Origin of the sequence: Dakarella massiliensis, assembly GCF_001182045.1 — a bacterium.
GTDB lineage: Bacteria > Pseudomonadota > Gammaproteobacteria > Burkholderiales > Burkholderiaceae_F > Mesosutterella > Mesosutterella massiliensis.
Window position 1 is genome coordinate 450,183 of the sequence record NZ_CVTY01000006.1, and the last position, 21,028, is coordinate 471,210.

The window sequence follows — 21,028 nt, forward strand, 5'->3', positions numbered from 1 at the left end:
GATTCAAGCAATCCCCAGCTGATTGATCCCCTTCATGCGAAGGGAGGGTCAGAGCGACATCCGATGATATTTGGCGGTCAGGGAATCGAGCCATGCGGGCACCCCGCTTGCCGTGATCCCCCTATCCCGGAGAATCCGCGCGATATCAGTGGCGGTGAGAATCAGAATTTTATGCTTCCCGTCGATCGCTTCCCGATAGGCGGGTTCTGAAATGTAGCCTGTCGTCACCATGACCCCGAGGTCACGCCGCTGCGTTCGGGAAATCAGGCGTGTCATCTCAGACACTTCAACCCCTTTTTCCGCCCCATAGCACCGGGCTTCAAGCGCGGCGCTCAGTCTGACATCCGGGTGAACCGTGCCGCCCGTCGTGATCCGATAGCGGCCCGCGGTGTCCCGGCCGCCGTCCTGCCACTCGCGGCTGAAGGTGAAGCCTTCAAAGTGAGGATCGAGTTTCGAGACGAGGTCCGCCGCGCACTGCTCGAACCCCAGAGGATCATCTTTGAAGCGTTCCCGGATGAGGCTGAGACACTGCAGCCCCTCCATGTCACTCTGCAGCTGATCAAAGGGAGAGGGGAATTCGGAAAGCCTTGGGGCCTTCAGCGGGTGAAGCCCCGGGCGGCCTTCCCGAACGAAATCCCGCCAGGCGCGCGGGGCGAGCCTGAGGCTATCCGGATCCCCGTGCCAGAGAGCCCGAAGCCACGCCTTGGAAACAGGCTGACTCCCGGTATCAAGAATCGTGAAGTACGCCTCGTAATTCTGGAACCGCTCACCGTCCACGGTTCTCCAGTGAGCGGTGAGATCCCGGTCCGGCGGCCGCCCGGCAGCCCCTGGAGCGGCGAGGCCGAGGAAACGCATATCGCGCCCCGTGCCATGGCGCTTGAAGATAAGAAAAGGCGGAATCTCAGACCGGTCACCCGCGTGGAGCTTCCCGAACACTTCCTGAAGGAGGAGGTTCCCCTTCCCCCTGGTATCGAGAAGCGATCTCCCGGCCTTTCGGTTGTCGCCGTAGTAGCGGAGGACACCGGTTTCGGTATCGAGATAGTCGGGCCAGGCGAGCTCACACATCGAGGTGTAAAGGACGATATAAGCGATCCGCTTCGTCCGCTGGTTATAGACCTTACGGAAGCCTCCAAGATTTGGGCACCCCGGAACTAGCTTCGTGATCACCTCTCCCGCGAGATTCGGGTAAGGACCGGCCTTATAGACGCAGTCAACAAAAAGATCGCTCTCTTCAAGCGCTTGATAGGGAACTTCCATGCCGGACCTCTCAGGACGTCAGGCCCTTACTCCCTCGTAAAGCAGGCGGCGCGGGCCGCGCCGCGGGGGTAAGGGCGGATGAGAGAAAGAATAGCAGCGTTTTTAGCTGCGAATCCACAGAAGCCCGGAAGAACACCAGGAACGATGTCCTTCTATATAGAAGAACAACCGAACTGAGAAAAAAGGGGACCGACGTCATGCCTGACGCCGATCCCCTTCCCCCTGTCAATGCGGAAACTGAAGCGTTACTTCACGGATTCCTTCCGGAACGACTCTTCGAGCTGAGCGCCGCTTTTCTTAAAGAACATCACCATGGCGGCGATCACGAAGACGAATCCTGCCGCGATCACCCAGTAGCCGGGGCCCAGCAGCGAGGGGTTCACCACCATGTAGACGAAGCAGCCGATGGAGCAGAGGATCACAGAGACGAGAAGGAGCGTCTGCACCGTTTTATTCACGGCGTCTTTCAGGAAGTGCTGCGACAGAATCATCACGAGCATCAGGGCGGGGAGCATCATGAGGCTCACGTCAACATGCAGCATCTTGAAGGCGAAGCCGAAGTTCCCAAGCACCACGTCTTTCGCGGAGTTATAGAGATCAGCCCGGTATTCCTCGAGGAATCCCATGCCGCCCACTGTCACGAGAATGCTGCACCAGGTGATGAAGAGCCCGGCAAGGGTCCGCTTCGACGCGGCGCTGAGGCTGAAGCCCGCGGCCTTCTTGCCGAAAAGAATGGCCCCGAGCACGAGGATGCCGCCCGGGAAGAAGAGCGAGCCGATCGTGAAGTCACCGAGATCGATGCCGGCGACGCTCGTCCCGCGGGGCGCGTAGAAGCCCTTTTCCGTGAAGATATGCGGAATCTGGCAATTGACGCCCCCGAAGGCGTTCACCACCATGATTACCGTGAGGATCGCGAGACCCGCGATCGCGAGCCACTCGCCGAAAGCCTGAACCCGCGCGGCCGTCCCTTCAAGGTGACGCCCGTATTTCCAGTCGATCACGGAGAGGAGAAGCCCGATCACCGCGACCACGATGAGGTCAGAGTGGGAGCGAAGGAGGTTATCCTGCCAGTCCTGAAGCGAATAGCCGATGAGGTTCGCGTACCAGACCTGGATGCCGGGCCACTTCCCAAAGTCAAGAATGAAGCCCGCGAGGTCGCCGATCAGGGCTCCGATGAGTCCTGTGATGACAGCGGCGAGCACAAGGTACCACGCGCGGGTGCCGCGAAGCGCGGTGTCCTTTGTCGTGAGAAGGCCGTAAGTCAGCGTGATCAGAATGGCGTCAAGCGCGAAAAAGGAAAAGATCTGATACCAGATAAAAAGCTTTGTCTCTTCCATCGAGCGGTTGACAGCGCCCCCTGTGACGCCGATGAGAACCGCGGCGACCGTGCAGAAGAGAATCACTTTGCGGCAGGTTTTGGTAAGCGTGAAAACTTCCGCGAGAATGAGTGACGTGATGCCGGCAAGCCCCACCGCCATGCCGTGGAAATACATGGCGCGGGAGTAATCGATCGGCGTTGTCCGGTCGACGAAAAGCGAGAAGGGATTCGAAATAAAAACGCTTCCGATCGTGTAAAGGACGAGAAGCGCGAGAAGCCACCGGACCACCTGAGGCCAGGGATGGCCTCCTATCGTCATGAGATCTTCCTGATTGTCAGTCGTCATAGCGGGACTCTCCTTTTACGCCGGAAGCATCCGGCTGTAGAATTTCGGTCATTATGTTGTTCTCCTTCCGGTTCCCGGGGCCGGCTCAGCCTCGCTGAAAAAACGGCCTCCCGGAGCGGAATATGAATTGAGCGCGGATAACCTTGAGTGTTATCGAAGGTCAATTATATTGACCTAATCAGAACAAAATATTAACTTTCATCAAAGGAATCTGCCCTTTTCAGGCAGAAGAAAGAGCGGACTCCGCCTTAAAACCCGCAAAGAGACGGAGAGGAAAGAGGGGGAAAACCGGAAGAGAACCCCGGTCTTGCCGTGTTCTGAATGGCTTTATCCGGTCGTTTTGATGACCGTCAATCTGAGTTCAGATCAAAAAAAGACCTGACAGAAGCGTCAGGTCGGATTGGAGGAAGCGGAGCGGGGTCTCAGGCGGCTTTCTCATGCACCGCCATTTTGAAGGTGACGGGGGAGTCCCCGCGGTTCTCATAAAAGTGGGGGACATCCGTTCGGGCGGAGGCGGAATTGCCGGCTTTGACCTCAAAGACCCCGCTTCCGACCCCAAGCGTAAGCGTCCCGGATTCCACGTAAAGCAGCTCCAGCGTCCCGGCTGAATGCGCGTCCGCCTGAAATTTTTCCCCGGGCTTCATTTCCCAGGCCCAGAGTTCTGTCATCTCGGGACCCGCGGACCCGGCGAGAAGCCTCGAGGTGCCGCCCTTTTCTCCGGTCCAGAGCACCGGGATATCTTTTCCCTCGATCACGCGGACCTCGGGTCCCGTGTCGACATTCACGAAATCCGCGACCGCGACTCCCATGGCCGCCGCGAGTCTGCAGAGGAGCGCGATGCTCGGGTTCGCGCGGCAGCGCTCAATTTCAACGAGCATTCCCTTGCTCACGTCCGCCCGGCGCGAAAGCTCATCAAGCGACAGCTTCTTCTCCTTCCGGTACGCTTTGATCCGGCGGGCGACCGCTTCATTCACCCGGGCGGCATCCGCCTCGGCCTGGGTCGGCATAGTGACTGAGGATTTTGCTGAAGTCATAGACGTTTGGAGAAAGTGAGGAGTTTTTCCGATTATCAGGATCCGCCCCGCTTCCGTCAATCCGGGGGGCGAGAAGAGCGGTGAGGGAAGCGCGGCGGATCCTTCCGCGGGCGAGTGAAGTGACCGGAGGCATAAAAAAACCGGAGCCGTCTGGCCCCGGGTATTCAGATCGTCACTCTCTATATATAAGAGGCGTCTCAGAGCGAATCCGGATCGTTGCAGCCGCAGTCGCAGCCGCAGTTGCATTTGGGCTTCGGGGTGCTGAGCGTGATGTAGGACTTGTTGAGAAGGGTCTCAAGCGTCCTGATTTCCTCAGGCGACAGCCCGCAGCGCGTCCGGCAGTTCAGTTTCCGGCGAATCTTCTCAAAGGTCGGCTGGAGCGCGAGCCCTTTTTCCGTGAGATAGAACATGCAGCAGCGGGAATCTTCTTCCGACTTCCGCTTCTCAATATAGCCGCGGCCCACGAGCGCCTTCATCGTGAGAGAGGCGGTCGGCTTCGCGCGCGACGTCTGCTCCGCGATTTCGGTGAGCGTGCAGCTCCCGTGCTCATAGAGGTAGAAAAAAATGTCCCCGGTGCACGGCGCGATATCGGTCACGCCTTTCCGTGTGAGCTCGCCCTCGATCAGATCATTCACGAAGCGGATCAGCTGCTCCGCCTGCGCGAGAATCTTCATAAAGGAAATGTCGTCGTCCATCGGGATCTGTCCAGAGAAGCCCGGAGACCGGAGGGCACTGCCGCCGGCCGCCAGGGGGGCAATAAATGTATACAGCTATGGTACAGCGGGACGCCGTTTTCTGAGAGGCTTTTGGAGTCTGAGCGCCTATCCTCTCCTTTACTTAGGGGATTACGCCCGACGCAGTGGCGTTTTCCGCGTGTTACTATTGATTACAAGGATGCAAATTGCACTCGATCCCGACTTCAGTTTGGAACCCGGGGGCTACCCGCCTTCAGTTTCCAGCTCTATCAAATAACCGCGGCTCACCCGCCGCGCGTTCGGCAGCCGCCCGATCGGCGCTGCCGGTTCATGCCGACAAACAGGACGCATGAGAGCGAAAACCAGGAAGGTGAGAGACATAAATCCTCTCTGATGAATGGCTTCGCCTACCCCGTGAAGCCAGTGGCTTTTCTGGTGCCTCATCGGCCTGTGCCTCAATCCATCCCGTCCGGGCGGCGAGAAAAACCTTCTCACCGCATGGCAACTTTTTATTTCTTTCGATAAAGAAAGGAACTGTTTCTGCGTTCTCCTGACCAAAGGGGAACGGATGAACGGTTTCGGACTGTGAACCATGGAAAACAGCAATAACAGATATATCGCGATCGGCCTCATGCTTTTCGCGCTCCTCTTCGGTGCCGGTAACCTCATCTTCCCGGCTGCTATGGGTCAGAACGCCGGCGTCAACGTCTGGTACGCCGTGCTCGGTTTCTGCGTGACGGGTGTGGGTCTGCCCCTCATCTCGATCGCCGCGCTCGGTTACTCCGGGTGTCTGGACCTTGAAGAGGCCGCGGGCCGCGTTCACCCCTGGTACGGCGTCTTTTACTCCGTCGTCTCCTACCTCGCGATCGGACCTTGCTTTGCAGCTCCCCGTACCGGCACGGTGTCGTTCGAGATCGCCGTGAAGCCTTTCCTCGGGTCGATTTCGCCTGATATCGCGCTTCCGATCTTCCTCCTCGTCTTCTTCCTCCTCACGTACTGGCTCGCGGCGACGCCCTCGAAGCTTGTTGACCGTGTGGGCAAGATCCTGACCCCCGCGCTTCTCGCTGTTATTCTGCTTCTCATCGTGCAGTCCTTTATCAGCCCGCTTGGTGTTCCCCAGGCCCCGACGAAGAACTACGCGACGCCTGTTACCGCTGTGATGCAGGGTATTCTCGATGGCTACAACACCCTTGACGCCATCGCGTCCTTCATCTTCGCGACGCTCGTGATCAGCTTTGTGAAGGAGGGCGGCGTGACGCAGCCGAAAGCCATCATGAAGCAGGTGCTGCTTTCCGGCTCGATCGCGGTCGCGCTCCTCGCCTTCATCTACATCTTCATCGCGAAGATCGGCGCGGATTCCGTCACGCAGCTCGGTATTCTCGAAACCGGCGCTCCGGTGCTCGCGGGTTCCGCGAAGATCCTCTTCGGTAACCTCGGTGCCGCGATTCTCGCTGTGATCGTGCTCCTCGCGTGCCTTTCGACCTCGGTCGGCCTCGTGACCTGCTGCGCCGCGTACTTCATGCGGCTCCTCGGCCACTTCTCCTACAAGACCTACGCCGTGATCTTCTGCGTGATCTCGTACCTCGTCGGCCTCTTCGGTCTTAAGACCATCATCGTGTCCACGATTCCGGTCCTGATGTTCATCTACCCGCTGCTCGTCGCGCTGATCTGCCTTATCTTCCTCGATAAGTTCTTCGGCGGCCGTCAGTGCGTGTACGCCTGGACCATCGCTTTCACCTTCGTGATGGCGACGATCAACCTGCTTGAGACCGCCGGTGTGAACCTCGGCTCCTTTGAGACGATGCTTCAGACCTACGTTCCGCTCCACACCTTCGGTATGGGCTGGATCCCGTTCGCCGCTGTCGGTTTCGTGATCGGCCTCATCTGGAAGGCCGCGGTGCCGGAGAAGAAGGCTGCCGCGTAAGAGAGAGGCTTTCAGGCGGTAAATGTCGGTGCCGCCTGACTCCTGAATAACGATTCGCCCCGGGGCGAACTGTTTATGGGGAAAGAATAAGGGAGAGCCCCCGTTCTTTTTCATGCGGCCCGGATGCGGGGTGTGACGCGGGGAAGCGGCTGCTGGAATCCCAAAACGGATTCGAGGGCGTCCGAAAAAACGGCGTCGAGCTCTTTCCCGAGTCCCTCCCAGGTGGGAGACTCAGCGACGCAGGCGAACGCCGGAAGGAAATCCTCGCTCTCAGCGACAAAGACACCGGCTTCCGGATCCCAGCGCGCGGAGACCTCACAGATGAGGGGGAGCCCCGCTTTCGCGGCCGCGGTCCAGCCTTCAGATCCAACCCGATATTCCATAAAAATCGTTCCTTAATCAAACGAAACGCCTTCGATTTTAAGGATCGAAGGCGTGTCTGGGGACAGAACGAAAGCGGTCTTAAACGTTACGCTTTCACCGAATCCACCATCATGCGGGCGATCATTTCACCCGCGGTTTCCCGAGCTTCAAGCTCTCGCGGACCTTTTCCACGAATTCCGGGGATTGTCCCTTCACACCCACTGTGAGGAAGAATTCGAGGTACGCGATCGTGAATTCCGGGTGTCCCTGGAACGCGAGGATTTTGTCGCCGATCGCGAAGGCGTCGTTCGCGCAGAAGTCGCTTGTCGAGAGGAGCTCAGCGTCAGGCGGCAGTTCCACCACCTGATCGCCATGGTTAACGGCGAGGAGCAGGGTGTCGGACGGGAGGTATTTCCGGAGGCGGTCAGAGACCACGCGGCTCTTGCGGAGCCCGAGGCCCCAGCCGTTCGGGTGCTTGATCACGCGGCCGCCAAGCGCCTGACCGATCGCCTGAGCGCCGAAGCAGACGCCCGAAAGCGCGATGCCGGCCGTCTTCGCGTCACGGATCCACTGCAGCAGCGTTCCGATCCAGGCGTCTGTCTCATAGGCTCCGGCCTGGCTTCCGGTGATCACATAGAGCCCGGGTTCCGGGTTCGTGAGATCGGGAAGCTCCCCTTCCATCGCGGCGTACACCTTGTACTCGGCGTCCGGCACCACGGGGGCGAAGAGGTTCTTATAGAGATCCGCGTGGGTCGGGGTATCCGCGGGGAGCAGACCCTTAAACCAGTCCGTAATCAGAAGATGAATGATCATGATCGATTTCTTTTTATCGGGGGGAGAAAAGAAAAGCGTTTCGCCTCATCTTAACCGCGGGGAGCGGCGTGAGTGAGGACACGGCGCGCCTCTCACGGAAAGACGTGAGAGGCGGTCTGAAAGGGAGAATTGAGGGTAGGGGGAGAGCGAAAGACTGCCCCTTCAGGATCCCTCAGGCCTTTCGAGGAATCAGGCTTCTTCCGGAACGGAGTCGTAGGGGCGGGCCCTGAAGTCAAGCGAGAACCAGTTCGATTCCGCTTCCCGCGGGCGGGCAGTCATCTGCTGCGCCTCGCGCGTGTCACCGCCCTCCTGCTCAGACTTCCAGGCCTTCCTGCACTTCAGCATGTAGTCCGCGTCGAAAATCCATTCGCCCTTCTTATTGATGCCGACCGGGCGGCAGAATTCGTACTTATGGAGTTTCTCGATCTCTTCACGCGGCATGTCGAGCCAGTTCTCGAGATCGCTCGCGGCGACGAGCGGTTCCTTCCAGAGGAGGACTTTGAGGGCCTCCACCGGGTAGTACTTCTTCTCGACCCACGTGCCGTTATAGTCGAGGAACTTATCCACGCGCACCGGCACCGGGGCGTTTTCATCCCCCAGCCGATCGGTGAGATTCGGGAGGTCGACACCGTCGACATCCGCGTAGTACTCCATAACTTCTTCCACTGTTGCAATATCCCAGTCGTAGGGAAGTGCCATTTCAATAGCTCCAGCAAAAAGTGAACTGCAAAAGGTTTTCAGGCGGGCCGCGGTTTGATGAGCGGCCTGCTTAAATTCTCTAGGTATCAAAAGAGGGGGCTGCCATAGACTGGCCGCTTTTCTTCTTCTTTTCCTCTGCGGGTGAGGCGGATATATGAGGGGGATCGGGGAATTGTGAGGTCCCGCCTTATCCAATGGACCGCCTGCTAAACATTATTATCTGCCGGGGGATTCACGGGAAATGCGTGTTTCTTAAGAAAAACCACAGCGCTTGGGCTTTCCCCCGCGGTCTTCCGGAGAGAGGTGTCTTTTGTTCGCAATAAGACCCGCGTCCGGAACCTTCGAAATAGTACCGCAAGGCGAGCCGTTTTGGCGTCACCCGTTCGGGTATTTTTGGGGGTCGGACGGGATACCGGGACGAAAAAAACCGGATCACGGAAAAAATTCCCATGATCCGGCGGCTTTAGTCTGCCCCCGCTTTTTGATTCACAGAAGGGGAGATCGGCTTTTAAGCCTTTGGTTTTGGAATTGGGCTACGCGAGCTTCACTTCTCCCAGAAGGCGTCATGCTCTTCCTTTGTGATCAGGCCGCCCGCGGACCAGATCTGATAGCGACCGCCGTTCCACTCGGAGACAAAGCCGCAGGAGGTGAAGCCGTTTCTCTTATAGAACCCGAGCCGCCGCACGCGGATATCGTCCGCGGGAGCGCCCGGCTCCGGATCTTCGGCGTCGATAAAGAGACGGCGGCCTTCGCGTTTCGATAGCAACCAGCGGAGGAGTTCAGACCCCGCCCCGTGATTCCGGGCTTCCGGCACCACCGCGAAGTAGACAAGCGACATGATGGTCTTACCAACGGCGAGCGCCGCCATCGCCTTCACTTCTTTCCCTTCCGTAAAGACATAGAAGCGCCCGTCCATCGTGCAGCTTCGGATGAGAGCCTCAAACGGTACACGCTCCGACTCCGGGAACGATTCTTCATAAAGCGTACGCGCCGCTCCGACGTATTCGGGATGCGACGAGAGCAGAACCGGTGTCAGCATGGGTGACTCCCTCCTTCTCTTCAAAAACCTTCAATCCTTCAATAATAGACTTCGAGAATCAGATAGTTGCGTTAATTTGTTAATTCTTCGGGTAAAGTCTGTCACGCATTCGGGCGACCCCTGAGAGTCTGTATAAAAATGAGGGGATGCTCTTTTAACCATAACGCCGCGACATAAAAGAGTTATTTGGAACAGCGCTTATTTCCGGATATCCGCGACGAGGAAGTCGATAAAGGCGCGGACCGCCGGAAGCTGGTAGCGGCGGGACGCGTAGAGGGCATAAATGCCGACGGATTCCGTTTTCCAATCGGGGAGGAGAGTCGTCAATTCCCCTTTTTCCACCGGGTCCGAAATCGTGAGATCCGGAAGCAGCGCGATCCCGAGACCGTCGAGCGCCGCCCGCAGAATCACCTGCGTGTCGTTTGTTCGGATCCGGCCCTTCACTTCCACTTCAGAACTTTCGCCCTCCCGCTCAAACTTCCACCGGCTCCCGAACCGGGTGCTGACGAGCGTCGGGAAGCGCTCGAGCTCCGCCGGGGCGGTGACGGGCGGCCGGTCCGCGAGAAACGCCGGGGCGGCGCAGAGGAGCGACCCGCAGGACGTGAGCCGTGACGGGCGGCCGGTCCGCGAGAAACGCCGGGGCGGCGCAGAGGAGCGACCCGCAGGACGTGAGCCGGCGCGCGATGAGTCCTGGCTCCGGGGTGTTCGTGACTTCAAGCGCGAGGTCGATGTTGTCAGTGAGGAGATGCGCCGGGCGGTCGAGAAGCGTGAGTTCCATATTGATTGAGGGGAACTCGGCGAGGAACCGCTTGAGCGCCCCCGCGAGATACGTCTGGCCAAAGGACACGCTGCAGGCGACGCGGATCGTGCCCGTTGGGGCGGAGGACTGATGAAGCGCTTCCGCTTTCAATTGGTCGGCGAGCCCCACGAGTTCTTTGCACGTATCGAGCACCTGGGAACCAAACGCCGTGAGCGCGACATGCCGCGTGGTACGCGTGAAAAGCGCGGCTCCGAGCTCAGACTCCAGACTCATCAGCGCGCGGCTCGCCGCGGCCCGCGTGAGCCCAAGCGACTCGGCGGCCTTCGTGATGCTTGAAAGCTCCGCGGTGCGGATAAATACACGGTGTCCGGTCAGTTCTTCCATAGGGATTCGCTCAAAAATTGAAACAATGATGGCGGTTTTTAAGTCTTTATCGCTCGATATTTTGGGTAAATAATACACCCATGAACGTAACGAAAAACGATAAGGAGCAAAACATAATGGATCGCCGTTCTCTTCTTAAAGCCCTCGCGCTTACCCCCGTCGCGTCGGTCGCTTTCCCCGCTTTCGCATCCGACGCCCTGAAGCCCGCGTCGGATCCCGTCTGGAATTCGGAACGCGTGAACGCGCTCTTTTCGCAATTCGGGTCGACCGGGAAGATGCCTCCCGAACTCGGGCGGTGGCTCTCGGACCCGAAGGCTCAGAAAATCGACCCTTATGAGGCGTTTGACGGCGTCTATAACGTGGGCGTGAACTGGGTGTCCGCCTGGCTCATCAAGACCCCCGCGGGTCCGGTGCTGATTGATACCGTGCATGAACCGTTTGTGGATCAGCTGCTCGCGAACATCAAAGCCTGCGGCGTGAACCCCGCGGATCTCAAAATGGTCTTTGTGACGCACGGCCACTTTGACCACTGCGGCGGAATGAAGCGTCTGAAGGAAATCGCCCCGAAGGCGCGCTTCGTGATGACAAAGCGCGGGTGGGATGAGGCGAACGTCGACGCGAAGCGGACGCACCAGGGCGGCCGGAACTCGTTCACGATGATCCCGCAGGATTTGTTGGCGAAGGACGGCGACACGTTTACCTTCGGCTCTTTCGTGATGACCGTGCTCGAGACCCCGGGGCACACCTGGGGGACGGCGTCCTATGCCTACCCGGTGCGGGATGGCAATAAGGCGTATCACGCGATCACGGTGGGAGGCCTGGGCTTGAACGCCATCACCGGCCCCGATCAGGTGGGGGCCTATATCGACACCGTGAAGCGGATCCGGAGAATGGTCGAGGATCCGGTGAACCCGATCTCGGTCCATCTCTCGGCGCATCCTTTCAGCAACGGCCTCATGGAAAAGCGTTTCCTCCTCCCGCACACCGATCGGTCGACCCCGCATCCGCTCGTCGCCCCTCAGGCGTTCGTGAAGGAACTCGACGTCATGGAAGCAAACGCCATGAAGCGTCTCGCAATCGAGAAGGCGAGAAAGGCGTAAGGGAAGGTGTCATGCCCCGCGCCCCATCCCCTGGGGCGCGAGGAGCGGTGTCAAACGGCGGGGACCGGAGTCTTAACTCTCCGGCTTCGGTCTCCGGCCGTGTTTTTGATTTTTACCTGTGTCTCTATGAACGATCCCGGGGAGGTGTTTGAGTCTTCTTCCTTCCCGGGGAATTTGAATGGGATCCGGCATCCAAAGCCGGGTCCCGTTTTTTTATGGGGCGGAGGAAGTCTTCACTTATCACACGGTGCGTCAATTGATGGCGCAGAAAAAAGGCGTGATGGCGGCCGCCCGGTCAATACGGATCCGTATTGTAAAATTACGGATTCGGATTGATAGATATGAATGAGAGAGTGATGACGAACGACCGGGAGCGATTTATCCGCTTTATGCGGGCGATGAACACGATTGACGGCGAATACGCCGCGCTGATGCACGGGCTCCGCGTGAAGGAGAGCCTCTTTGTGCTCCTTTACGCCTGTCTCGATGAAGCGCCGCGCTCTCAAAAAGAGATCTGTGACGAGTGGCGGATGCCGAGGTCAACACTCAACACCGCGGTGCTTGAGGAAATCAAAGCGGGGAATGTGACCCTCGTCCCCTGCGGGCATAAAGAGAAGCTCGTGACGTTGACAACGAAAGCCCGCGCGTACGCGGAATCGCTGCTCCGCCCGATTCTCGACGCGGAAGCCCGGATCGCGCGGACCGCGCTAACGGATGCCTTCATCGCGGAACTGGAAAGCGTGGGGCGGGAAGCGAAAACCGCGTTTTCAGCGGTTGGGAAGGCTCCGGCTCCGGCGGAGGCTGACGTCGGCTCTCTTAACCTGGAGTCCGCCCGATGAAGCACCCGAGCACTTTATATAAGAAACTCGTGCGGGGAGTGCTTCTTCTCGCCTTGATCGCGGTCGCTCTGATCCTCGGGAACCGGCTTGGGATCCTGAGCCACTCGGTTAAAAACGCCGGCCTCGTGATCCTTCTCTTTGTCTGTAACATGTCGCTCGCTCTCGGTGCCCGCCACGCGATTGAGCGCGCGGTGTGGCCGGAATCGTGGAAGCGGGGCGGGGGGGCCGGGCTTCTGGTCCTCTGTTTCGCGGCGCTTCTCTTCGCGGACTCCGACATCACGGATCTCATCATCGGGGAGAAGGGGGACCCGGTGGATGAGGCGACGGCGCAGCTCGCCGCGGCCGCGACCTGGGTCGGGGCGTACGTGGTCGCCTGGAAACCGTTTCTCCGCCGGAAAGAAAACCGCTATATCTCAGCCTGTGTGTCGCTGACACTTGGCTGCATCGCGTTCGCGCTCTTCTTCGTGAGTCTCTACTCAAACGCGCTCCTCGGTGTCGTCGGGTGGAAGGTGGAATTTGTGCGCTTCGCGCTTGCCTCTGTGGCGTTTGCGTCCTCGATCTCCGCCTTCATCGTGCAGTGGGATACGCGGGAAGTGCGGCGGCGGAAAGAGGAAGTGGAGCGGCTCGTCGCGGACCGGGTGGAGATCCGGTACTTTGACCCCGCGGATGATCTCGATGAGGCGGAACGCTTCGCTCCGGTTGGGGTGAGGCTGGAGCCGGGGAACGAGAACGCGTTCCAGGCCTGGACCGCGGGCCGCGACGCGATGTGCGAGGCGCTCGTCCGCGCGACGCATTTCTACGGCGCGTATTACCAGGGGCGGCTCGCGGGGTTCCTGCTCGCCGAGCGAAAGGGCGAGCGGCGGCCGTATCAGATTTCCCGCTATACGCTCTTCCACTGGCTTTACACCCGGATCCATCGGGAGCTTCATGGAAGCGAAGCGGTGTGGTTTGAGGCGGCGAAGTCGGAGGTGGTCTCCTCTGTCACCCCGGTCCCGACCTCGGAAATTCTCCTCTTCGCGACGGACCCCGAACTCATGGGCCGGGGAATCGGGACGAAGCTCCTCCAGACCTTTGAGTCGGACTATAAGGGGGAACGCGTTGTCGCCGCGGTGGACGGGGCGACGGATACCGCGTTTTTTGATCGCCATGGGTATGTGGAAGCGGGATCGAAAACCGTGTCTGAGGCGCTTAGGCCAGGCGACACAGAGATCCGCTGCCGCGTGTTTATGAAGGCGATCCCGGCACCGGATGAGACCGGGGAGTCCCCCGAAAAGAAAGCGAAAGACGCGGAGCGGCTGCTAGGCGAAATGCGGCTCCGGTTCCGGCACTGAGGCCCCCATCAAACAAAAAATCAATAGCGAGTAACACACCGTGCGTCAGTCTCTGGCGCACGGTATTTTTGTGTTTGATAAACATCACAATACACTTTTCCGTGCCCCAGATCGCAATACCCATGATTCCCGTGTGTCAGCCGAATAAGTATTAACTAAAATAACAGTGGAGGGAAGGGAGGGGAGAGAAAGAGAATCCCTTTGGAAGCAGATAGTTTCAGGGTTTTACGGTGTCGGGAAACAGAATCCGGTGCCTGAGGAATTTCGGTTAACCAGGAGTGAGGCTGAACTGGGTTTGCGGAACGGCAGGGAAAGCGGCGTGAGGAAACAGATTTCGGAATTTTGTGATTATTAAATCATAAAAAACCGGGGTCCTTGGGGGGAAGAGAAATGAGAGAAGGGAAGGAGGACGCGAGCGGAAAGACCGCCCGGACAACCCGCGGCGTGAGTCGGAGTGCCGAGAACGGCCGAATTTTTTTCGGACGTCCGCTCACGATGGAGCTGCTGAATGCGCTCGAGGGGGTGGAGGAGAGCGGTAAGGAATCCGACTCAGAACTCCGGGCAGTCAAAACCATTCCAAAGAAGGACTGAACCAGGAACCCGGAGAGAAACCGGATCGGGGAACAGTAACGAATTAAGGAAGGTGCGTTATGACGAGAAAGAAAAGTGACGGGGTCAGATCCAATTCAAACCCGGGCTCGGAAAAGAGTAAGCCCGCGTCTTCGGACGTCATTGAGGAATTGCTGAAAGACACGGGCGGCTGGTTTATATCCATGCCGCTGCGGCCGCCCCGTGCGAGCCGTCCCTCATCGGAAGACCCGAAAGAAGGGACGGGGGACGAGAAAGGAGAAACGAAATGACTGAAGAGAAGGAAGTGAAAAAGGGCGAAAGCAAAGTGGCGGACGCGGCCTGGCTCCGCGACACGGCTGAGCGTCACAGGGCGTTCGCCGGGAACAGCGGCGGCTGGTTTATCGGCCGGACTTTTACGATCGATGACTTCAGGGATGATGAAAAGGAGAAGAAAGAAAAGAAGGAATGAGGCGGAAAGACAGTTCGAAGTGTGTGTTTCATGATGTGGTTCCTGGTGTTTCAGATGGGCCGGTGATTTTCACCGGCCTCTTTTTTGGTCGGAAAAGAGTCCGATCGGGGGGCAGATTCCTGGTCCAGGACAGGGGTGTGAAGGGGCTTATTTTCGGATTCGATCGATTTCTGAGACAAAGTTTCTGTATTTCTGCTGTTTATCGCTCAGGAATAACTAGAAATAATTGACGCCGGTCGTAATGAAAAAGAACTAGAAGCGGTTTCCGGAAGTACTCCTCAGGGAGAGAAAGAACGGAATGAGGAGATTTCCTGGGACACCGCCGGAAGAGAGAAACGGCCAATGGCAGTCAAAAAACGGCTGCCGCACCTAACAACACAACCATTGGATAGAGAAAGAAATGAAGAAGAGTCTTATTGCCGCGGCACTGCTCGGCGCGCTCGCTTTTCAGGCCCAGGCTGAAGTGACGATCTATGGCGTAGCGGACGCCTCGATCACGTACCAGTATCTCAAGACCCCGGGTCACGGTTCCACGAACACCGTTTCCATGGATTCCGGCACGGACCGCGGGTCCCGCGTCGGCATCCACGCGACGGAGAAGCTGACGGACCGCACTCAGGTTGAAGTGATTCTGGAAGACCAGTTCGCGCTCGACAGCGGTGTGCAGCAGCAGGATGACAAGCATCTCTTCCACCGTGAAGCGACGCTGAACCTCAACACTGACTACGGGCGCTTTGGTTTCGGCCGTATGGGCACCTCGATGAGCCAGATCTCCTCCTGGTGCGTCGTGGGTCCGCAGATCAGCGCGATCGGACCGGGGTACGGCCCGTATTCCGGCACGTCCGTGTGGTTCACGTCCGGTCAGTCCCAGATGGATAACACGATCGCCTGGCGTTCGCCCCGATTCGCGGGCTTCGCGCTCACCGCTCAGTATTCCGGGAACGTCGACCAGACGGTGGCGGGGTCGGTTGAGAATAAGGCGAGCGCTGAACGCTACGCCTCTCTCACCGGCGAATTTAAGCGCGGCGCGCTGACCCTTCTCGCGGCCGTTGACTCTCACCTTTGGGCGTCGTCCGCTGCCGGGAACCCCGATAACAGCCTGCAGTTCACGGTGGGCGGGAATTACGACTTCGGCCCCGCGCGGCTCTTCCTCGCAGGCAACTACTTTGACCATATGAAGCTCGCGCTCGCGGCCGGCAACCCCAGCTGGTATATCGCGTCAGGCTTCGATGACTTTGGTCTCGATAAGGCGATGAACTACTACGCGAAGGGCTACGGCGTGTCTGCCGGCGTCTCTGTTCCGCTCTCCTACGGGAAGATCGGTTTCAACGCGACCTACAACAAGGTGAAGGATGTTGAGACCGCGAACGGCACGGCGGTCAGCGGGAACCCCGAGTTTGAGCGCGCCGCCGGCACGGTGACGTACGAATACCCGTTCTCGAAGCGCACGACCTTCTATGTCTCCGCCGGCTACGGTGAGCAGAAGATGGATCGCGCGACCAACGGCGGCACGGTGAAGTTTGCCCGCGCGCTCTTCGGTATCGACCACAACTTCTAATCAGGTAACGAAATACCGGTACTGCCGTTATGAACCGGCGGCGGTACCGGGCAGTCAGCGGACTGATACAAACTGACCCGCTAAAGAGAGTTTTTCCGGGACTCGCGTGATAGCGAGCCCCGGTTTTTATTTGGGGCCAGGAAAAGAAAGCTCGCTGGGTATTCAGCCGACAGGATTTTTGGATCATCTTTTTCTGACTGCGACTGTCTGCGACTTAGGTTTAAACATTTGCACAGGGTCAGGGATTTATCTGCACAAAGATGGGGATCGATTCGTTTATCGAAGTATTAAAAAATGTCTAAAAAGCTGAGTTATGAATGAATATTTTAAATAGCGAAAGAAATTTTAAAACGTGAACGTAGCCTATTTTTAAAAATAAAATTAATTAACGCAACCTTTGATTTTTCGGCTATTAAAACATTTTTATTTATAAATAGTGTTTTGTCTTTTTCTGGGGATAACTATTTTAGTAATGTAAAGCATTTTTTATGTCGATTTTTATTGAATTATGTGATCCTGTTTGTTCTTTATACAACCGGTTTTAAAAGGGTTTTTCTAACAATAAAGAGATACATTATTTACTTTTGATAGCAACATTACTATACTTTTTTAAGCCGCCTATAGGAATTTAATAATTGGCACGCTTTATGCATTCAATTCATTGAGAGTAATTTCGTTTCTGGTTTCACGTAGTGCTTTGTCCCTTGAAGGAGAGGCATATGAGAAATAACAGTGGTATTGAAAGGCATATTCCCTATATTGGTTTAGGGAATGGTTTGTTTGCGGGTGTTTTATATATTGACAGGGGCAGTCTTGAAACTGTTTCCCAGGGGATGGTCAAATGACAACGCAAATGATTATTGCGCAGTGCCTCATGGTGTTGACTCTCATCATCATGATTACGGGCAAAACTCCGCTCTATCTGACGGCAATTGTCGGTGCGGCAGTTTCTGCCATCGTCGCCGGATACCCGATCGCGGGATCCGCTCCTATGACAGTCGGGAAGATGATCAATATGGGGTTGAACCCCGTGATCGCGGATATGACCGGCATTCTGCTTTTTATCGGCATTATGCAGGCAACCGGATTCCTCGATGTCATCGTGCGTGACATTGTCCTTGTCGGTAACAAAATCGGCGGAGGCCCTGGTGTCTGCACCGCTGGCGGTATTGCCGCTGGTCTGATCGGAGCGCTGACGGGTTTCACCCAGCCAGTGATTACCGCTGTCATTACCGGACCTGCAGCCGTGCGTCTCGGTGTTGATCCGAATAAAGCCGCCGGTATTCAGGCACACGCCGGCCATATCGGCAACCTCGCAGGCTTCACCCATCCGACCCAGGTCGCCATTCTCGCGACTGCCGGCATCGGTTATGGCCTCTTCAATGTGCTTGGTCTCATTGCCGCTCTCTCCATTTTTGCCATGTCCTACGTCCGTGTGGTTCATGACATGAAGAAGCGCGGTGTCTCTGTGACTCCGGAAGAACGCGCGAAGATCATTGAGGAAATCAAGGCGAAGAAATACACCACGACTTCTCTCCGTGCTTTCACTCCGTTCCTGATCCTCTTCATCGGGTTCATCATCGGTCTTCCGATTTTCCTCGTCGGTGTGGTTGCCGCTATTACGGCTGCCATCATGGCCTCCTCCAAGCCGAAAGAGGCTGAGAAGCACATGATTGAAGGTGTCGGGCTGATCTCCACTCCGCTCGTCGCGACGATTGGCTTCCTCTTCATGAGCGCTGTTATTAAGCAGATCGGTCTTGTCGGCACCATCTCGGGTTTCGCGGCTCCGCTGCTTAACTCGGTTTCTCCGGTTCTCGTGATGTTTGGCGTCGCCTTCTGCACGGCTTTCATCACGCAGTCTTACGCGGCTTCAGTCGCAGTTCTCGTCCCGTTCCTTCAGGTGGTGCTTGCTACTGGCGCGGATCCTTTCGCTTCCGCTTTCGCGGCGGCGTCCGGTGCTGCTCTGATTCAGTACTTCCTGACTGGCGGTCCGGTGGCTGCTCTCAGCACGGTGATCCCTGTGATTCCGGGCTCTGACCTGAAAACCGCGAACGCTTTCCAGCGTCCTTCGATTCTCTTTGGCTCGTTTGTGGCACTGCTGATCACGATCGGCCTCACGATCATCTGATCAGGACATTCATTTCACAGGAATTCAGATGAACTTTGCGGTTCGCTGAATTCCTAATTTGGAGATTGGAAATTGAAAAAAGTCATTGTGTTTACGACTGGCGGCACGATCGCGATGAAGTATGACGCCGAGAAGGGCGGTCTGGTTCCTGCTGTGAGCGGGGCTGACCTTGCGGCAGCGGTGCCAGGGCTCGATAAAGTGGCAGATGTTGAAGTCCGCGAGTTCTCGAACGTCGCATCCTGCAATATGAGTCCTGAACGGATGTTCGCTCTGTCGCACGCCATTGAAGAAGCTCTGAAGGCGGATGATGTCGCGGGTGCTGTTGTGACCCACGGTACCGACACGCTTGAAGAAACCTCTTACTTCCTTGATCTGCTGCATCCGTCTGAAAAGCCGATCTGCGTTGTGGGAGCCATGCGCGGGGCGTCTGATACGTCGCCTGACGGTCCGATGAATATTTACTGCGCGGTGAAGACCGCGGCGTCTGACGAAGCCCGCGGCAAAGGTGTCCTCGTGGTTCTGAATAACACGATTCACGCGGCGGGTCAGGTTCGGAAGACCCACTCAGCGAATCCGGCGACCTTCGAATCTCCCTGGTGGGGTCCGATTGGCTACTGTGATGAAGACCGTGTCGTGTTCCGCCGGACTCCGGTGGGGCGTCAGTGCTTCGCTCCGAAGGCTCTGACCGCCAAGGTGGATCTCATCCCGGCTCAGACGGGTCTTGGGTCCGAATATATCGATTTCGCGATCAGCCGCGGCTGCAATGGCATCGTGATTGAAGGCTTCGGCCGCGGGAATATTCCTCCCGCGATGGAAGAAGGAATCGATCGCGCCGTCGCGAAGGGAATCGCGGTGGTGATCGCGACCCGCGCTTTCGCGGGCCGTCCCTATCAGTCTTACGCCTATCCGGGGTCTGTCGGTGACTCGCGCGCTCACGGAGCCGCAAAGGGCGGTGAAGCGTCCGGCGCGAAGACCCGTCTGAAGCTCATGATTCTGCTTTCGGAGAAGCCTGAGCTCGCCAGCAATCGGGATGAGCTGGAACGGATTCTCGATAACTAATCTGCTTGTGTTTTCTCTGTACTCCAGACCATAGGTCTCTTTAACCCCTGCACCGATCCCGTGCAGGGGCTTTTTTTGAGAAATCAGAATCCTATCGAGGCTTTGTCTACGAACGCCCAGCGGAACTGAGGTTCTTTATTTCCTCGACTCGAGTTTCTTCTGGAACGCGGTGAACACCGCCCGGATATCCGGTGTGAGACGACGGTCGACTTCAGCCCGAATAAATTCAGGTACTCCATATGCGGCTTCCGCGACTGACCCCGCGATCGCGGCGATCGTGTCGCTGTCGCCTCCGATCGAGATGGCGTTCCGGATGGCGTCCTCAAACCCGTCTGACTCAAAAAACGCGACAAGCGCCTGGGGGACGGACCGGCTGCAGGCCGCCTCAAACTCGTAATCCTTCGGGATCGAGGCGAGAGGAAACATCACGGGGTAAAAGTTGCGGTCGATATAGCGCCGGATCTCATCCTTCGGCGTCCCGGTCTTCGCGAGGAAGATGGCGCTCGATACGGCCGCAGCGCCCCGGATTCCGTCCGGGTGATTGTGGGTGACAGCGGTTACGCGTTCCGCGAGCTGCAAGGCCTCTTCAAGCGTCTTCGCGTAAAACCCCGCCCCCGAAATCCGCATGGCGGAACCGTTTCCGAAGCTCCCGTAGGGCTTCTGTTCCGCACCCCGCGCCCACGTGATAAATCGCCCGCCGTACGCGGCGTCCGGATGCGCGTTAAAGAAGTGAAGGAGCTCTTCAACCGCGAGGGTTTCCAGTTTTCCATCCCCCGCGTCCCAGCGGAGAATCGCTTCTTCGATCGCCGCGGTAAGAACTGTGTCATCCGTAAAGTGGGAGCCGGCAGAGAACAGCGGAAAATCTTTTGAGCGAAGGTTCTCGATCTCGTAGATCGACCCCACAATATCGCCAGCCGCGGCTCCGTACATTTGATTAGCGTCCTTTAAAAGAAAAGTCTGCAATGACCCTATTATGCGGAGGAACCGCTCCTCTCTCAATGGGAGCTCATTTGAAGCCTGAGATGGCGGCGGTCCGCTCCGGATATGCCCCGCCTCGCCTTGACAGATCTTGTTTATTTATTGCGCTTATTTCTCAATATGACGCCCGGAGGGCTCCCGAAAATAAGGAAAACCTTGTAGATCAGAATTCACTGGATGGCCGGAAAGTATTCCTGCGTATTTTTAATAATTGACATATAAACAGATAGTTAATTATTCATTGAATCAGCCCGTGAATCGGTTTTCTGTGTTCTTTTGAAGCAGAAAAGCAAGAACCCCGTCTGCCTTTTTCTCTCAGACCTTCGGCGTATATTGGGGGTTATACATGTATGTGGGCTGAAGC

At 57.4% G+C, this 21,028-nt stretch carries 21 protein-coding genes; 10 read left to right on the forward strand and 11 right to left on the reverse strand.

The window, feature by feature from the left end; genetic code table 11:
* Positions 1 to 48: 48 nt before the first annotated feature.
* From BN1936_RS05840 to BN1936_RS05855, 4 genes are all read right to left on the reverse strand, one after another.
* Positions 49 to 1,257 (reverse strand): restriction endonuclease, encoded by a 1,209-nt coding sequence (locus BN1936_RS05840; RefSeq protein ID WP_049686862.1) that lies wholly within the window; start codon positions 1,255 to 1,257, stop codon positions 49 to 51.
* A 245-nt stretch (positions 1,258 to 1,502) separates the two neighbouring features.
* Positions 1,503 to 2,921 carry a hypothetical protein gene (locus BN1936_RS05845; protein WP_049686863.1) on the reverse strand — a complete coding sequence of 473 codons (1,419 nt, stop codon included), beginning with the start codon at positions 2,919 to 2,921 and terminating at the stop codon, positions 1,503 to 1,505.
* Positions 2,922 to 3,343: 422 nt separating this feature from the next.
* A complete protein-coding gene (locus BN1936_RS05850) occupies positions 3,344 to 3,955 on the reverse strand; it encodes a helix-turn-helix domain-containing protein (RefSeq protein ID WP_049686864.1) in 612 nt (203 codons plus the stop codon).
* 197 nt (positions 3,956 to 4,152) lie between these two features.
* Positions 4,153 to 4,650, reverse strand: coding sequence for a MarR family winged helix-turn-helix transcriptional regulator (locus BN1936_RS05855; protein ID WP_022444771.1), 498 nt, complete (start codon positions 4,648 to 4,650; stop codon positions 4,153 to 4,155).
* A gap of 592 nt (positions 4,651 to 5,242) precedes the next feature.
* Between BN1936_RS05855 and brnQ the strand changes: the two genes are divergently transcribed.
* Positions 5,243 to 6,574 (forward strand): branched-chain amino acid transport system II carrier protein, encoded by a 1,332-nt coding sequence (brnQ, locus tag BN1936_RS05860; protein ID WP_022444772.1) that lies wholly within the window; start codon positions 5,243 to 5,245, stop codon positions 6,572 to 6,574.
* Between the two features lie 110 nt (positions 6,575 to 6,684).
* On the opposite strand, the gene BN1936_RS05865 is transcribed toward brnQ, so the two are convergent.
* From BN1936_RS05865 to BN1936_RS05890, 6 genes are all read right to left on the reverse strand, one after another.
* Positions 6,685 to 6,957: a DUF1902 domain-containing protein gene (locus BN1936_RS05865; protein ID WP_022444773.1), complete on the reverse strand. Its 273-nt coding sequence runs from the start codon at positions 6,955 to 6,957 to the stop codon at positions 6,685 to 6,687.
* 121 nt (positions 6,958 to 7,078) lie between these two features.
* A complete protein-coding gene (locus BN1936_RS05870; RefSeq protein ID WP_022444774.1) occupies positions 7,079 to 7,750 on the reverse strand; it encodes a type 1 glutamine amidotransferase in 672 nt (223 codons plus the stop codon).
* A gap of 189 nt (positions 7,751 to 7,939) precedes the next feature.
* Positions 7,940 to 8,449: a hypothetical protein gene (locus BN1936_RS05875; protein WP_022444775.1), complete on the reverse strand. Its 510-nt coding sequence runs from the start codon at positions 8,447 to 8,449 to the stop codon at positions 7,940 to 7,942.
* 544 nt (positions 8,450 to 8,993) lie between these two features.
* Positions 8,994 to 9,488 carry a GNAT family N-acetyltransferase gene (locus BN1936_RS05880; protein WP_049686865.1) on the reverse strand — a complete coding sequence of 165 codons (495 nt, stop codon included), beginning with the start codon at positions 9,486 to 9,488 and terminating at the stop codon, positions 8,994 to 8,996.
* 198 nt (positions 9,489 to 9,686) lie between these two features.
* On the reverse strand, positions 9,687 to 9,938 hold the full coding sequence (locus BN1936_RS11835; protein WP_049686866.1) for a LysR substrate-binding domain-containing protein: 252 nt from the start codon (positions 9,936 to 9,938) through the stop codon (positions 9,687 to 9,689).
* 22 nt (positions 9,939 to 9,960) lie between these two features.
* Positions 9,961 to 10,632, reverse strand: coding sequence for a LysR family transcriptional regulator (locus BN1936_RS05890; protein WP_049686867.1), 672 nt, complete (start codon positions 10,630 to 10,632; stop codon positions 9,961 to 9,963).
* A gap of 116 nt (positions 10,633 to 10,748) precedes the next feature.
* On the opposite strand from BN1936_RS05890, the gene BN1936_RS05895 reads away from it, so the two are divergent.
* From BN1936_RS05895 to BN1936_RS05935, 9 genes are all read left to right on the forward strand, one after another.
* Complete coding sequence (locus BN1936_RS05895) at positions 10,749 to 11,732, forward strand: MBL fold metallo-hydrolase (RefSeq protein ID WP_082164490.1); 984 nt, start codon at positions 10,749 to 10,751, stop codon at positions 11,730 to 11,732.
* A gap of 356 nt (positions 11,733 to 12,088) precedes the next feature.
* On the forward strand, positions 12,089 to 12,571 hold the full coding sequence (locus tag BN1936_RS05900) for a hypothetical protein (RefSeq protein ID WP_049686868.1): 483 nt from the start codon (positions 12,089 to 12,091) through the stop codon (positions 12,569 to 12,571).
* A complete protein-coding gene (locus BN1936_RS05905; RefSeq protein WP_049686869.1) occupies positions 12,568 to 13,902 on the forward strand; it encodes a GNAT family N-acetyltransferase in 1,335 nt (444 codons plus the stop codon). The genes BN1936_RS05900 and BN1936_RS05905 overlap by 4 nt, the downstream gene beginning before the upstream one ends.
* Positions 13,903 to 14,292: 390 nt before the next feature.
* Positions 14,293 to 14,493: a hypothetical protein gene (locus BN1936_RS05910; protein WP_022444445.1), complete on the forward strand. Its 201-nt coding sequence runs from the start codon at positions 14,293 to 14,295 to the stop codon at positions 14,491 to 14,493.
* A 59-nt stretch (positions 14,494 to 14,552) separates the two neighbouring features.
* Entirely contained in the window at positions 14,553 to 14,762 is a 210-nt protein-coding gene (locus BN1936_RS05915) for a hypothetical protein (RefSeq protein WP_022444444.1), read from the forward strand.
* Positions 14,759 to 14,941, forward strand: a complete 183-nt coding sequence (locus BN1936_RS05920) for a hypothetical protein (RefSeq protein ID WP_049686870.1) — start codon at positions 14,759 to 14,761, stop codon at positions 14,939 to 14,941. Before BN1936_RS05915 ends, BN1936_RS05920 begins: the two co-directional genes overlap by 4 nt.
* 400 nt (positions 14,942 to 15,341) lie before the next feature.
* Complete coding sequence (locus BN1936_RS05925; protein ID WP_022443033.1) at positions 15,342 to 16,499, forward strand: porin; 1,158 nt, start codon at positions 15,342 to 15,344, stop codon at positions 16,497 to 16,499.
* 841 nt (positions 16,500 to 17,340) lie between these two features.
* A complete protein-coding gene (locus BN1936_RS05930; protein WP_022443035.1) occupies positions 17,341 to 18,627 on the forward strand; it encodes a hypothetical protein in 1,287 nt (428 codons plus the stop codon).
* Between the two features lie 72 nt (positions 18,628 to 18,699).
* A complete protein-coding gene (locus BN1936_RS05935; RefSeq protein ID WP_022443036.1) occupies positions 18,700 to 19,686 on the forward strand; it encodes an asparaginase in 987 nt (328 codons plus the stop codon).
* A 135-nt stretch (positions 19,687 to 19,821) separates the two neighbouring features.
* Here BN1936_RS05935 and BN1936_RS05940 read toward each other — a convergent pair whose 3' ends face one another.
* The gene (locus BN1936_RS05940; protein ID WP_049686871.1) at positions 19,822 to 20,616 is read right to left on the reverse strand and encodes an ADP-ribosylglycohydrolase family protein; all 795 of its coding nucleotides are present in this window, start codon (positions 20,614 to 20,616) and stop codon (positions 19,822 to 19,824) included.
* Positions 20,617 to 21,028: the final 412 nt, after the last annotated feature.